Raw genomic sequence first — 12,731 nt, 5'->3', positions numbered from 1 at the left:
GCACGTCTGTTCACCGGACCAACATCGGTGAAAGGGCGTGCCTTTGTCGTTCGACCTGGGGCGTGGCACGAGGTCAGCCGAGATAGGGCCGCTCACGATGTTCCAGAAAGTGGCGGAGCCGGAGCCGCTGCGTGTGGTGCATCGGCAGGTGGCCGATCTCCTCGGTCCGGACGAACCGCAGCTCCGTGGACTCGTCCGAGATCGTCAGTCGGCCGCCGACGACGCGGGCCGTGAAGCAGACGTTGAACTGCCTGCGCACCTCGCCGTCCGAGTACGCGATGACGTGGCGAGGGTCGGTGTACGTGCCCACGAGCCCGGTGATCTCGACGTCCAGGCCCGTTTCCTCCTTCACCTCACGGACCGCGGTCCCCGGGAGTGAATCCGTCATCTCCATGCCGCCGCCGGGCAGTGCCCAGAGGCTGTTGTCCCGTCGGCGCTGAAGGAGGATGCGGCCCGCCTCGTCGGTGATCACGGCGGACGCGGCGACGACCAGGCTGTTCGGGGCGGGTGCCGCTGGGTCGTCGTAGTACTCGGTCCGTGTCATGAGCACCCTTCTCGTACCGGCTTTTCCGTGCCACAGAACGAGACCATTCCAGCTCAAGATCCACTTGCTGCCAGGGGAGTTGGTGCCGTGTTCCGTGCGCGCTCGTACAGATCCCGAGCGGCGTGATTCTTGAGGTGCGGGCGGATCCGTTTGAACATGCTCGAAATTCTTTGGTCGGCCCGTCCTGACTGGACCATGGGGTAGTCATCCAGCGCGAGATGCCACGTTCGGCAGGCTTCCTCCAAGTGGCCGATTTCGAGCTGCCGTTCAGCGAGTGTGGCCCGGTGCCGGACGCGAGCGCGTCGGTAGACGTCGTACCTCAATTGGTCGGATTGCTCCATCGCGGAAATGGACCCGGTGACGTCTCCGAGTTCGTAACGAACCTGGCTCACATGGTAGTTGAGGGAAGACGGGTCGTAAGAGCCGAACGGTTTTGAACGTGACTCGGCTTTTTCCATGGCCGCTTCGGCTTCTCGCAGATATGTCAGTGCGCCGCTGCGGTCGCCGAGTTGAGCCGAGGCGTGGGCTTGTTGACCGGCGAGGAATGCCCGCATGCGGGGCCCGGCGGCGGGAGATGCGGCGGCAGCGGCGTCAGCGAGCCGCTTGGACTCTCTCCCGTGCCCCAGGTCGACTGCCTGCACGCTCATGCCCCGCAGGGTTGTGCAATAGGTCAGATGGTCCTCGGAGGCTCCTGCCAATTGCAGGGCCTTGACGTAATACTGCTGTGCGACGCCGTGCAGCCCTTCATCCACTGCCATGTATCCAGTGAGGTAACAGAGGTCGGATGCGGCTGACATCATGTTTTTCCGCACCGACTCAGACGCTTCGGACCGCAGGTACGGGGCGACCGTGTTGACCAAGAACGCGGCTGCCATGGGGCGTGCATGCCGGCCACCGAATTGGTCGTCCAGGTCTGAGATGCGCTCAGTCATGGCGACGACCATATTGACTTCAGCGGCACCGATTCGGCCGGTCGTTCCACCTTGCGCGGCTTCCATCCGGCCGATGACGTCAGGCCATCCGGGAACTGTCAGGGCGACAGAGAACAGAGCGGCGTTTACGACGCTTCGACGCGAGGGATCCATGTCGATCCTGCCGAGGTCGAGCAATCCCTCCACGGTACTCGGTTGAGCGCTTGATTCTTTGTGCGGCGGGAACCCGGTCTCGCAAAGCGTGACCGGCCGATGCAGTCGGCGCGAGAGTGCTTCGGTGATCACCGGCCGGGCTTCTTCTTTGGGCAGGTGGCCCTTGAGCCATTGATGCACCGAGGGCTCTCGGTACCGCAGGGGTGTGCCGCGTTCGGTGCCGATGCGGTTGATCTCTTGTGCGAACTGTCGCAGCGTCCAGCCGGTTTCACGGTAAAGCCGTTCCAAACCCGTGTTCGGCTCAGGCATCCTCACGTGCCCTCAACTCCTTGATCAGGGACTGCACTTAAAGGTCTTAAGTCCCACTGCGCAGGCAACGGTACCGCCGCCTGCGCCTTCAGAGTTGTCTGGAGCGGGACGAACCATCCCCGCCGACTACCTGTCGGACGGGCGACGTTGCACTGCCCAACTGCGGTGCAGGCGAGCGGTCGAACGGCTGGAGGGACACGGTGAAGACGCAAGATCTGGATTCAGCGAGTGAGGCAACCGCAGCGGAGCTTGCCGGGCACGAATCTCCCCTCGACTTCGACGGAGTGCGGTACTCGATCAGCCGTGCACGGGGGCAGAGCAGCGTGCCCTTCAACCATGGAGCGTTGATCACACTCGAATCCGAACTCTGCGGCTACATCGGTCGCTTGCTGCCGGCCGCGAGGGAGGCTGCTGGCAAGCTCCCCCGTGACAGCGCTGAATGGCACCGGCGGATTTCCCGACTGAACGGCATCGAGCTTCAGGTCGAACAAGGGTTGGGCGAGGGCGTGCTCTCTGCGCACGTACAGGTGCAGCAGCTCGCACGCGATTGCCGATGGCTCATCGACCACCAGGAGTGACAGCAATGACGTGTCGAGGCAAGGCAGTTCGTTTCCTCTCGTCGAAACCCGGCACGCCGCCCACCCCCACTCGGACACGCCTCACCGCCCGCATCGCCGCGTAACCCCTACCAACAGAGGAGCACAACACATGGAATTCGACACGATCGGACACGATTACTGGGCTACCAGCGAAAGGGAAGAAGCCGAAGAGAAGGCCACAGATTTCGTTAACGCGTTCCGGCGGCTGGGGATTGATTTCGATGGAATCGAGATCAAGGAGCCGTGCGGCGGCTGTCGGCGTCGTGAGCACAAGATCTTCATCGGGTCGATTTCCGTGGCCGAGGCGGGTGACTTCGCCGGGAAGGTCAATCGGGCGCTGGACCTGATCGACGGGCATCGCGCGCAACGGCCGGGCCCGGACTAGAGCGGTTTGCGGGCGTGGCTGTATTTCGTCGGCGGGGCGATTCGCCCGCGGCTACCCGATATATGAGGTGTCTGTGGTCTCTGCTGCCCCAAAGAATCTTGAGGCAGGAAAGGCGCTGGCCAGGGCCGCTATTCGTGTCGGCTCCGTCGATGTATACGAAATTTTGGTGCATGGGGCCCCGCGGTCCTGGACAGCGATGCGATTGGACCGCGCGGCCCTCAGGTCTGGAGCCTGTGCCGTCCTGGGCCGCCGCGCCAGGGCACCATTCGCCATAACTGAAGGGTTCCTCATCATCGTGCAACCGGCTCAAGAGTTCGGCGACAACCCTGTCGAAGTACGCGAAACCGGGCATTACACGGAGGAGTACGTCCCCAGCTTTGTCGAGAAATGGGATTCGCTCATAGATTGGGAGAAGAGGGCGGAGAGCGAAGGGAATTTCTTCATCGACCTGCTGCGCAAGTGGGGGGTGAGAAGTGTGCTCGATGTCGCGACGGGTACCGGATTTCACTCCGTACGGCTGCTGTCCGCCGGTTTTGAAACCGTCAGTGCGGACGGCAGTGCGGACATGCTGGCGAGGGCGTTCGAGAACGGAACGAAGCAGGGAGGGCACATCCTGCGCGTCGTGCAGGCGGACTGGCGGTGGCTCAACAGGGACGTCCACGGGGAATACGATGCCATCGTCTGCCTCGGCAACTCCTTCACGCATCTCTTCTCGGAACGTGACCGGCGCAAGGCGCTGGCCGAGTTCTACGCGATGCTCAAGCACGACGGAATTCTCGTACTGGATCAGCGTAATTACGATGCGATCCTGGACGACGGGTTCACGAGCAAGCACAGGTACTACTACTGCGGTGAGGATGTCATCGTGGAGCCGGAGTATGTCGACGAGGGCCTGTGCCGTATGCGGTACAGCTTCCCGGACAACTCCACGTACCACCTCAACATGTTCCCGCTGCGGAAGGACTACACCCGGCGGCTGATGTCCGACGTGGGTTTCCAACGCGTCGAGACCTATGGCGACTTCCAGCACACCTACCGGGGTGAGCAGCCGGACTTCTTCGTGCACGTGGCGGAGAAGGAGTACCGGATGGAGGGCGGGGGGCAGTACGAAGGCGCGGTCGGCACCGCCCGCAGTTACTACAACTCGCCCGACGCCGACACCTTCTATGCCGCGGTGTGGGGCGGCGAGGACATTCATATCGGCCTCTACGAAAGCCCCGTGGAGCCCATCGTGGACGCCAGCCGGCGCACCGTCGAGCGGATGGCGTCGAAGCTGGAGCTGACCCGGGATTCCGTGGTGCTCGATCTCGGTTCCGGGTTCGGCGGCTCGGCGCGGTACCTGGCGGAGACGTACGGCTGCCGGGTGCTCGCACTCAATCTCAGCGAGGTGGAGAACCAGCGCCACAAGGAGCTGAACTCGGCCCGCGCGCTCACCGACAGGATCGAGGTCGTGGACGGGTCCTTCGAGGACATCCCGTACCCGGACGACCACGTCGATGTCATCTGGTCCCAGGACGCCTTCCTGCACAGCGGGAACCGGGTCCGGGTCCTCGAGGAGATCGCGCGGGTGCTGCGGCCCGGCGGCCATCTCCTCTTCACCGACCCGATGGCGGCGGCGGACGGCGGCTCAACCGACATGTTGCAGCCGATCCTCGACCGCATCCATCTGGACGACATGGGCTCGCCCGGCTTCTACACACGCGAGCTGAACCGGCTCGGATTCACCGCCGTCGACGAGGGCTTCGAAGAGCACCGCGAGCAGCTGGTGAACCACTACACGCGGGTTCTTGAGGAGACCAGGCGCCAAGAGGCCGAAGGGCTGGCGAGAAGGATCAGCCACGACTACCTCGCCCAGATGAAGAAGGGGCTCGGCCACTGGATCGACGGTGGCCGCGGGAGTCACCTCACCTGGGGCATCTTCCACTTCAGGCGCGACGCCGACGGCTGAGCGGCCTTCCACCGGCCACCAGGCCATCGCCGACGCCGGGAACGGTGTCGGCGACGGGCCGCCGGTGAGGTCGCGCCGATCATGTACGGGGCACCCCGTCAGAGCACCGCCACCGGCGCCACCGGCGCCCCCGTGCCGCCCGTGAACGGCTCGGCGACCGCTGACAGGAAGAACGTGGCGCGGCCCAGTTCCGCGCAGGCGGTCGACAGGTCCTCCAGGTTCCAGTTCTGGCCCTGGAGCATGCCCATTTCGACCAGGTGCAGTGCGTGTACCGGCATCCACAGGCCCTCGATCTCCGGGGGGAAGATCTCGAAGGTCAGGGTGTCGTTGGCGACGGCCGCCACGTCGCGGGTGTGGAACCACTGCGGGGTGCGGACGGAGAGGCCGGGTGAGGGGAACGCGTATGCCTGGCGGTCGCCGGCGAGGTAGTGGCGCAGCTGGCCGGTGCGGATCAGGACGATGTCGCCGGGCCCGACCGTGGCGCCCGCCAACTCCTCGGCCATGTCGAGGTCTTCGGGGGTGACGGCGTAGCCGCCGGGCAGCTGGTCGGTGCCGTGGGCGCGGGCGACGTCCAGCAGGACTCCGCGGGAGGTGAGGGGGGTGGCCTTCTCGATGCCGAGGCGGGTGGCGCCGCCGTGTGCGGTGACGGTGTCGGTGGGGCGGTTGTTGTAGAGCCGGCCGGAGTGCGAGACGTGCGCGAGGCCGTCCCAGTGGGTGGCGGCCTGGAGGCTCATGGTGACCGCGTCGTCCGATGTGGCGACCGTGCCGGGGCCGAACAGCTGCTGGTTGATCGCGGTCATGGTGTGCAGCGGGTTGATCCTGCCGGGGATCGCGCCGGTCTGCACGCCGTCCTGCCGCAGCGGGAGGGCGAGCGGGATGCGCAGGCCGCGGCGGACGCAGCGGGCGGCGGTCCGTACCACCTCGTCGGTGATCAGGTTCAGGGTGCCGATCTCGTCGTCGGGCCCCCAGCGTCCCCAGTTGTTCACGCGTTCGGCGAGGTCGTGGAACTCCTGCGGCAGCGGCACGGGCCCTCCTCGGGGCGGGTTCGGCTCGGGGTCTTGTGTTCGGACCTGGACTGCTCAAAAATCTAACGGTCCGTCAGAAACTGCGGGAAGGGGCGCGGCATGGGGAACTTCTTGACCGGCAAGGTGATCGCCGTAACGGGCGCGGGGCGCGGCATCGGCCGGGCGGTCGCCCTCGCCTGCGCCGCGCACGGCGCGAAGGTGATCGTCAACGACTACGGGGTCTCCATCGAGGGCGGCGAACCGAGCAGCGAGGTCGCCGCGTCCGTGGTGAAGGAGATCGAGGCGGCAGGCGGCGAGGGGGTCGCGGTCGCCGACGACGTCTCCACGATGGCGGGCGGTCAGCGCATCGTGGACACCGCGCTCGCCCGCTACGGACGGATCGACGGGGTGGTGTGCGTGGCGGGCATCCTGCGCGAACGGATGCTCTTCAACATGTCGGAGGAGGAGTGGGATCCGGTCGTCGCCACCCACCTCAAGGGCACCTTCACGGTCTTCAAGGCGGCGAGCGCGGTGATGCGCAAGCAGGGCTCGGGCACCCTCATCGGCTTCACCAGCGGCAACCACCAGGGCAGCGTCGCGCAGGCCAACTACGCGTCGGCCAAGGGCGGCATCATCTCGCTGGTGCGCAGCGCGGCGCTCGGCCTGCACAAGTACGGGGTGACCGCCAACGCCGTCGCGCCGGTCGCGCGGACCCGGATGTCGGCGAACGTTCCGATGGAGCTGACGGAGATCGGCGAGCCCGAGGACGTCGCGGCGCTGGTCGTCTACCTGCTGAGCGAGAAGGCCCGCGAGGAGAAGATCACCGGGCAGGTCTACACGATCGCGGGCCCGAAGGTCGCGGTCTGGGCCCAGCCGCGCGAGCTGCGCGCCGCCTACAGCGAGGAGGGGTGGACGCCGGAGCGGATCGCCGCGTTCCTGCCGGGGACGGTCGGGACGGACCCGATGCCGATGCTGGCGCAGCTGGAGGCGATGGCCGCGGCAGCCGCGGCGGGCACGCGTCCCAACCGGTAGGAGCTGTCCGGTACGGCCGAATGTGGGGAGGCTGGGATGGACTTCGGGTTCGGGAGCGCGGACGACGGGTTCCGCGGTGAGGCCAGGCAGTGGCTCCAGGAGCGCCTGGCGGGCCCGTTCGCCGCGCTCGCCGGCCGCGGCGGGCCCGGCAGTGAGCACGAGGACGCCGCGGAACGCCGGGTGTGGGAGCGCGAGTTGGGCGCAGGCGGCTGGATCGGCATCGGCTGGGACCGTGCGCACGGCGGGTACGGGAACCGCGCGGCGAGCCTGACCCAGCAGGTGGTCTGGGCCGAGGAGTACGCCCGCGCCAGGGCGCCGGGCCGGGTCGGGCACATCGGTGAGAACCTGCTCGCGCCGACGCTGCTGGCCTTCGGGGACGCGGCGCAGCGGGACCGTTTCCTGCCCGCCGTCGCCCGCGGTGAGGAGCTGTGGTGCCAGGGCTACTCCGAGCCGGACGCCGGATCCGACCTGGCCGGGCTGCGTACGGCGGCGGTGCGGGACGGGGCGGCGTACCGGATCACCGGGCAGAAGATCTGGACGTCGCTGGCCGCCGACGCCGACTGGTGCTTCGTCCTCGCCCGCACCGACCCGCGCGAGCGCCGCCGCCGCGGGCTCTCCTTCCTGCTGGTGCCGATGGACCAGCCGGGACGGATCGAGGTGCGGCCGATCCGCCAGATGTCGGGCACGGCCGAGTTCAACGAGGTGTTCTTCGACGGTGCGGTCGCCGATGCCGGGCACGTGGTGGGCGGCGAGGGCGCCGGCTGGCGGGTCGCGACGGGCCTGCTGGCCCTGGAGCGCGGGGTGTCCACCCTCGTCCAGCAGATCGGTTTCGCCGCCGAGCTGGACGAGGTGATCGGCGAAGCGGTCCGCTGCGGCGCACTCGGCGATCCCGTCCTGCACGGGCAACTGGTACGCCAGTGGGCCGAGTTGCGGGTGATGCGGTGGAACGCGCTGCGGACCCTGGGCGCGGCGGGCGGCCCCGGGGCGCCCAGCGTGGCGAAGCTGCTGTGGGGCGGCTGGCACCAGCGGCTCGGCGAACTGGCCATGCGGGTACGCGGCGCCGCCGCGACGCTCGGCCCGGCCGACTGGAGCCCCGCCGCCCCCTACGCACTCGACCCGCTGCAACGGCTGTTCCTGTTCACCCGGGCCGACACCGTCTACGGCGGCTCGGACGAGATCCAGCGCAACATCATCGCCGGGCGCGTGCTCGGCCTCCCCCGACTGGAGAACTGATGAGAGGCGTCATCTTCGACGGCGAGAAGCCCCGGGTCGTGGACGACCTGGAGGTGCGCGACCCCGGTCCTGGCGAGGTGCTGGTCGCGATCGAGGCGGCCGGGCTGTGCCACAGCGACCTCTCGGTGGTGGACGGCACCATTCCGTTCCCGGTGCCCGTGGTGCTCGGGCACGAGGGCGCCGGGGTGGTGGAGGCGGTGGGCGCGGGGGTCGGCCACGTCGTGCCCGGTGACCGGGTGGCCCTGTCGACGCTGGCGAACTGCGGGACCTGCGCGGAGTGCGACCGGGGCAGGCCGACGATGTGCCGCAAGGCGATCGGGATGCCGGGTACGCCGTTTTGGCGGGGCGGTGAGGCGCTGTACCAGTTCGCCTCCAACTCGGCCTTCGCCGAGCGCACCGTCGTCAAGGCCGTGCAGGCGGTGAAGATCGACCCGGCCGTCCCCGCGGCTTCGGCCGCGCTCATCGGCTGCGGGGTGCTGACCGGCGTCGGGGCGGTGCTCAACCGCGCGAAGGTGGACCGCGGGGACTCGGTGGTGGTCATCGGGACCGGCGGCATCGGCCTGAACGTCCTCCAGGGGGCGCGGATCGCCGGGGCCTCGGTGATCGTCGCGGTGGACGCCAACCCGGCGAAGGAGGCGGCGGCACGGCAGTTCGGCGCGACGCACTTCATCGACGCGTCCGCCGTGCCGGACACGGTCAAGGCGGTGAAGGCGGTGCTGCCGACCGGCGCCGACCACGCCTTCGAGTGCGTGGGCAGCACCCGGCTGATCCGGCAGGCGGTGGACGTGCTGGACCGGCACGGCCAGGCGGTGCTGCTGGGCGTACCGCCGGCCACCGCCGAGGCGTCGTTCCTGGTGTCGTCGATGTATCTCGACAAGTCGATACTCGGCTGCCGCTACGGTTCCTCGCGGCCACAGCGTGACATCGCGCTCTACGCCCGGATGTACCGCGAAGGACGGCTGCTGCTCGACGAGTTGGTGACCTGCACCTACCCGGTGGAGGACTTCGCGAAGGCGGCGGACGACGCCCACCACGGACGGGTGGCGCGGGGCGTACTGGTCTTCTGAACGGCCTGCCCCCGGGTGGCCGCCCGGGGGCTCTCCGCTACCGGGCGCCGAAGCCGCCGAAGGCGCCGCGGTGGAAGAGGAGCGGTCCCGCGCCGGCCGCTGCGGGGTCCGTGCCGAGCGCGTCGACCCGGCCGACGACGATGAGGTGGTCGCCGCCGGTGTGCACCGCCTGGATGGTGCAGTCGATCCAGGCCGGTGTCTCGGCGAGACGCGGCGAGCCGGTCGCGGGGGCCGGTGTATGCCGGACACCGGCGAACTTGTCGGCGCCGCTGACCGCGAACTGCCTGCACAGCGGCCCCTGTTCCGCCCCCAGGATGTTGACGCAGAACACCCCGGCGCGGGCGATCCGCGGCCAGGTCGTGGACGTGCGGGCGACCATGAAGGTCACCAGCGGGGGATCGAGGGAGAGCGAGGCGAAGGACTGGCAGGCGAACCCGGCCGGTCCCGCGGCGCCCTCTGCGCTCTCCGTGCTTTCCGGTTCCGGCGCCGTGATGACCGTGACGCCGCTGGCGAAGTGCCCCAGGACGTCCCGGAATTCGGCCGGGTCCAGAGGGGCGCGTTCGTCGTCGCGTACCGCGCGCAGGGCGGGGCGCTGTGGTGCGGTGGCGGGTGCGGCGGCCGAGGTCGGCGCACCCGCCGAGCGCAGATACCGCACGGCCGTGGCCGCCATTCCTGCATGTCCCATCATGCCCTCATTGAAGCTGATGGTGCGTCAGATAGGAAGCGTCCGGAGTGCCCAACAGGCAAGAGAGAAGCCAGGGTTGACCCTCAAGGGTGGTTTGGGGGGACCTCAGGGGTGAGGCAGGGGCGGATTCGGGGCGATCGGTGCCGTACCCCTGGTTGGCTGCACTGCCGTACGGGTAGCCTCCACCCCGGCCGCGCCCGTAGCCGAGCAACGGGGGAGAGTTCCGGTTCATGGCCGATGTGACGCCGTCGTCATCCTCGTCTGCCGCGTCACCGACCTTCGACGAGGTCTTCTGCGGGCTGTTGCCCCGGCTCTACCGGCGGGCGGTGATGCTGGCCGGATCGCGACAGTCCGCGGAGGATGTGGTGCATGAGGCCTACCTCAAACTCGCCGTACGTCCGCAGCGCTTCCTCGCCCACCCGGAGCCGTACGCGTACGCCTTCACCGCCGTACTCAACGTCGCCAGGGACGCCTACCGCAAGGACAGCAGGCAGGTGCTGGTCGACGCGGTCGAGGGGTTCGACGACGCCGCGCCCGGTGACGGGGAGTCCGGCGGCGACTGGGACGGAGGTCTCGGCCGCCGGCACGCCGAGCTGGAAGCGGTGCGGATGCTGGGCACCCTCTCGCACCGGCAGGCGGGCATCGTCATCCTCGTCGACCTCGACGGCTACACCATCGACCAGGCCGCCAAGATCATGAAGGTGCACCGCGGCACCGCGGCCCGGCATCGCGCCCGCGCACTGGACAGGCTCCGCGCGCACCTCGTTGAATCGGAGCAGGGACGGGCGGGGAGGTGAACGGCACGGTGGGCACGGGCCGGCGGTACGGCGGTGACGCCGAGGACGGCGCCGGTCCTGACGTGGGCGCCGGGCGGGACGGCGGGGGTGCGGGCGGTGTCGGCGCCGCTGCTTCCGGAGGCGGCGGGGACGACATCGAAGCGCTGCTCAGGGAGCGGCTGCGGCAGGCCGACGAGCGGATCGAGATGCCGCCGGGACTGTGGTCCCGGATCCAGGAGACGACGCCCGAACAGCGGCGCCCCGAAGCCGTCGCGCTGCCGCGCCGCAGGCCGTACGCCGTCGCCTTCGCGGTCGCCGCCACGGTCGCCGCCGTGGCGCTCGGGGCGTGGTGGATGGTGCGCCCCGGTGGCGGCGCGCTTCCGCCGCCCGCGAAGAGCCCGTCCGTGCCGGTCACCGTCCACAACACCGAGACCGCGTGCCGCGAGACCCGCACCCTGGAGTGCGCCCTGCGGCTGGCGAAGGACCCGCACCGGCGCTACGCGGCGCGGGACAACTCCGCGGGCCGGGTCTGGCACGGCGACGTCCTGAAGGCCCACTGCGTGGTCACCGACGGCCGGCTGGTCCGCGACGAACAGGGCCTGACCTCCACCCGCTGGTACCTGGTCACGACCGGGGAAGGCGTGCGCGGCTGGCTGCCGGGGGTGCGGACGCGCAATACGCGAGAGGTGCCGGTGTGCCCGGCGGGAGAGGCGTGACCGGGGCGCACGCGGGCCCGAGCGCGGCCCGGGACGGCGGCGCACGGTGTGACGCGGGTCACTCTCGGTGAGGTCATACGGGGCAGATGGTTCAACCGTGTACAGAGTGCTGCAAGCGCACTACGCGGGGAGTTGATTGATGAACGTACGCGGCAGGTTCCCCTTCGCCGTCGGTGCCGGAATCCTCACGGCCGGCCTTCTGGGGGTCGCGGGCGCCGCCACCGCGGGCCCGTCCGGAGCGGACGGCCCGGTGGCGCGGGCGGCCGAGGAGGCACAGGCCGAGCCAGGGGCCGTCACCGGGCACGCGGTCGCCCCGGCCCGTTCGGCCGTACCGGCGTCGCCTCCCTGAGGGCGGGGCGGAAGCCGGGCGGTCCGAGAGACGCGAAGCGCCCTGTGGTGGCAGGGCGGTACGCCCCGCCACCGGCGGACCGCGGCGCGCTCACCGCCCCCGGTACACCGGGCTGCGGCGCGCCACGAAGGAGGCGACACCCTCCTGGGCGTCCGCCGTCGTCATGTTGAGTTCCTGGGCGGTGGCCTCGGCGGCGAACGCGGTGCTTCTATCGGCGTCGAGCGAGGCGTTGACCAGCTGTTTGGTGAGCGCGATGGCGCGGGTGGGGCCGGCCGCGAGGCGCTCGGCCCACTCCCGCGCGGTCTTCTCCAGCGCGTCGTCCGGTACGACCCGGTTGACCAGCCCCAGCCGTTCGGCGTCGGCGGCCGGCAGCGCGTCGCCGAAGAACATCAGCTCCTTGGCGCGCTGCGGCCCGACCAGCCTCGGCAGCAGGTAGGCGCCGCCGCCGTCCGGCACCAGGCCGCGGCGGACGAACACCTCGATGAACCGCGCCGATTCGGCGGCCAGCACCAGGTCGCAGGCGAACGCCAGATGCGCGCCGAGACCGGCCGCCGTGCCGTTCACCGCGGCGATCACCGGCTTCTCGCAGTCCAGTACCGCGCCGATGAAGCGCTGCGCGCCGCCCCGGATCAGCCGCGCCACATCGCCTGCCACCCGCTCACCGGGACGGGCGGCCGGCGCGCCCCGCAGGTCGGCGCCCGCGCAGAAGCCCCTGCCGGTCGCGGTGATCACCACGGCCCTCACGTCCGGGTCGGCCGAGGCGTCGGCGAGCCGGCCGATGAGGTGTTCGCGCTGGTCGTGGGTGAGGGCGTTCATGGCGTCCGGCCGGTTGAGGGTGAGCCACGAGACGCCGTTGTCAGTGGTGTGCAGTATCAAGGAATCAGCGGGTGCCGCGGCGGGAGTGTCCGGCGTGCGGGTGTCCGTGGCGCCCGGGGTGTCCGGGGGCTCGGGGGAAGCGGGGGTGTGGGTCATGGGGGTACGGCTCCAAAGGGCGGGTCC

General features: G+C 69.6%; 14 protein-coding genes. 9 read left to right on the top strand and 5 right to left on the bottom strand.

Annotated elements, in window-relative coordinates:
• Positions 1–73: 73 nt before the first annotated feature.
• Both ACIBK8_RS11235 and ACIBK8_RS11230 read right to left on the bottom strand, forming a co-directional pair.
• On the bottom strand, positions 74–544 hold the full coding sequence (locus tag ACIBK8_RS11235; RefSeq protein ID WP_399041483.1) for an NUDIX domain-containing protein: 471 nt from the start codon (positions 542–544) through the stop codon (positions 74–76).
• A 53-nt stretch (positions 545–597) separates the two neighbouring features.
• On the bottom strand, positions 598–1,938 hold the full coding sequence (locus ACIBK8_RS11230) for a tetratricopeptide repeat protein (RefSeq protein WP_399041663.1): 1,341 nt from the start codon (positions 1,936–1,938) through the stop codon (positions 598–600).
• 200 nt (positions 1,939–2,138) lie between these two features.
• Here ACIBK8_RS11230 and ACIBK8_RS11225 point away from each other — a divergent pair, with 200 nt between their 5' ends.
• From ACIBK8_RS11225 to ACIBK8_RS11215, 3 genes are all read left to right on the top strand, one after another.
• A complete protein-coding gene (locus ACIBK8_RS11225) occupies positions 2,139–2,516 on the top strand; it encodes a DUF6415 family natural product biosynthesis protein (RefSeq protein ID WP_399041482.1) in 378 nt (125 codons plus the stop codon).
• Between the two features lie 130 nt (positions 2,517–2,646).
• Positions 2,647–2,922 carry a hypothetical protein gene (locus tag ACIBK8_RS11220; protein ID WP_399041481.1) on the top strand — a complete coding sequence of 92 codons (276 nt, stop codon included), beginning with the start codon at positions 2,647–2,649 and terminating at the stop codon, positions 2,920–2,922.
• A gap of 295 nt (positions 2,923–3,217) precedes the next feature.
• Complete coding sequence (locus ACIBK8_RS11215) at positions 3,218–4,870, top strand: methyltransferase domain-containing protein (RefSeq protein WP_399041480.1); 1,653 nt, start codon at positions 3,218–3,220, stop codon at positions 4,868–4,870.
• 98 nt (positions 4,871–4,968) lie between these two features.
• On the opposite strand, the gene ACIBK8_RS11210 is transcribed toward ACIBK8_RS11215, so the two are convergent.
• Complete coding sequence (locus ACIBK8_RS11210; protein ID WP_399041479.1) at positions 4,969–5,895, bottom strand: cyclase family protein; 927 nt, start codon at positions 5,893–5,895, stop codon at positions 4,969–4,971.
• 99 nt (positions 5,896–5,994) lie between these two features.
• Here ACIBK8_RS11210 and ACIBK8_RS11205 point away from each other — a divergent pair, with 99 nt between their 5' ends.
• Genes ACIBK8_RS11205 through ACIBK8_RS11195 form a run of 3 tightly spaced genes read left to right on the top strand, consistent with a single transcriptional unit; the run spans position 5,995 to position 9,206 of the window.
• The gene (locus ACIBK8_RS11205) at positions 5,995–6,906 is read left to right on the top strand and encodes an SDR family oxidoreductase (protein ID WP_393683517.1); all 912 of its coding nucleotides are present in this window, start codon (positions 5,995–5,997) and stop codon (positions 6,904–6,906) included.
• Positions 6,907–6,942: 36 nt separating this feature from the next.
• Entirely contained in the window at positions 6,943–8,139 is a 1,197-nt protein-coding gene (locus ACIBK8_RS11200) for an acyl-CoA dehydrogenase family protein (protein ID WP_399041478.1), read from the top strand.
• A complete protein-coding gene (locus ACIBK8_RS11195) occupies positions 8,139–9,206 on the top strand; it encodes a Zn-dependent alcohol dehydrogenase (protein WP_399041477.1) in 1,068 nt (355 codons plus the stop codon). Before ACIBK8_RS11200 ends, ACIBK8_RS11195 begins: the two co-directional genes overlap by 1 nt.
• Positions 9,207–9,243: 37 nt before the next feature.
• Here the strand turns inward: ACIBK8_RS11195 and ACIBK8_RS11190 are convergent, their stop codons facing one another.
• On the bottom strand, positions 9,244–9,876 hold the full coding sequence (locus tag ACIBK8_RS11190; RefSeq protein ID WP_399041662.1) for a flavin reductase family protein: 633 nt from the start codon (positions 9,874–9,876) through the stop codon (positions 9,244–9,246).
• Between the two features lie 245 nt (positions 9,877–10,121).
• Between ACIBK8_RS11190 and ACIBK8_RS11185 the strand changes: the two genes are divergently transcribed.
• The 3 genes from ACIBK8_RS11185 (at position 10,122) to ACIBK8_RS11175 (ending at position 11,732) form a co-directional block, all read left to right on the top strand.
• Positions 10,122–10,688, top strand: coding sequence for an RNA polymerase sigma factor (locus tag ACIBK8_RS11185; protein WP_399041476.1), 567 nt, complete (start codon positions 10,122–10,124; stop codon positions 10,686–10,688).
• Positions 10,685–11,383: a hypothetical protein gene (locus ACIBK8_RS11180; protein ID WP_399041474.1), complete on the top strand. Its 699-nt coding sequence runs from the start codon at positions 10,685–10,687 to the stop codon at positions 11,381–11,383. The genes ACIBK8_RS11185 and ACIBK8_RS11180 overlap by 4 nt, the downstream gene beginning before the upstream one ends.
• Positions 11,384–11,522: 139 nt before the next feature.
• Positions 11,523–11,732: a hypothetical protein gene (locus ACIBK8_RS11175; RefSeq protein WP_399041473.1), complete on the top strand. Its 210-nt coding sequence runs from the start codon at positions 11,523–11,525 to the stop codon at positions 11,730–11,732.
• A gap of 90 nt (positions 11,733–11,822) precedes the next feature.
• Here the strand turns inward: ACIBK8_RS11175 and ACIBK8_RS11170 are convergent, their stop codons facing one another.
• The gene (locus ACIBK8_RS11170) at positions 11,823–12,704 is read right to left on the bottom strand and encodes an enoyl-CoA hydratase/isomerase family protein (protein ID WP_399041472.1); all 882 of its coding nucleotides are present in this window, start codon (positions 12,702–12,704) and stop codon (positions 11,823–11,825) included.
• Between the last annotated feature and the right edge of the window lie 27 nt (positions 12,705–12,731).

The organism is Streptomyces sp. NPDC050161 (genome assembly GCF_044460025.1).
Lineage (GTDB): Bacteria > Actinomycetota > Actinomycetes > Streptomycetales > Streptomycetaceae > Streptomyces.
The sequence above is the reverse complement of the archived record's forward strand: the minus strand, read 5'-3'. Positions and strand labels throughout refer to the sequence as shown.

Bases quoted from the DNA above. Each gene is read 5' to 3' on its own strand.
- ACIBK8_RS11235 (WP_399041483.1), bottom strand. From the start codon at position 544: ATGACACGGACCGAGTACTACGACGACCCAGCGGCACCCGCCCCGAAC.
- ACIBK8_RS11230 (WP_399041663.1), bottom strand. From the start codon at position 1,938: ATGCCTGAGCCGAACACGGGTTTGGAACGGCTTTACCGTGAAACCGGC.
- ACIBK8_RS11185 (WP_399041476.1), top strand. From the start codon at position 10,122: ATGGCCGATGTGACGCCGTCGTCATCCTCGTCTGCCGCGTCACCGACC.
- ACIBK8_RS11205 (WP_393683517.1), top strand. From the start codon at position 5,995: ATGGGGAACTTCTTGACCGGCAAGGTGATCGCCGTAACGGGCGCGGGG.
- ACIBK8_RS11190 (WP_399041662.1), bottom strand. From the start codon at position 9,876: ATGGCGGCCACGGCCGTGCGGTATCTGCGCTCGGCGGGTGCGCCGACC.
- ACIBK8_RS11170 (WP_399041472.1), bottom strand. From the start codon at position 12,704: ATGACCCACACCCCCGCTTCCCCCGAGCCCCCGGACACCCCGGGCGCC.
- ACIBK8_RS11220 (WP_399041481.1), top strand. From the start codon at position 2,647: ATGGAATTCGACACGATCGGACACGATTACTGGGCTACCAGCGAAAGG.
- ACIBK8_RS11175 (WP_399041473.1), top strand. From the start codon at position 11,523: ATGAACGTACGCGGCAGGTTCCCCTTCGCCGTCGGTGCCGGAATCCTC.
- ACIBK8_RS11200 (WP_399041478.1), top strand. From the start codon at position 6,943: ATGGACTTCGGGTTCGGGAGCGCGGACGACGGGTTCCGCGGTGAGGCC.
- ACIBK8_RS11195 (WP_399041477.1), top strand. From the start codon at position 8,139: ATGAGAGGCGTCATCTTCGACGGCGAGAAGCCCCGGGTCGTGGACGAC.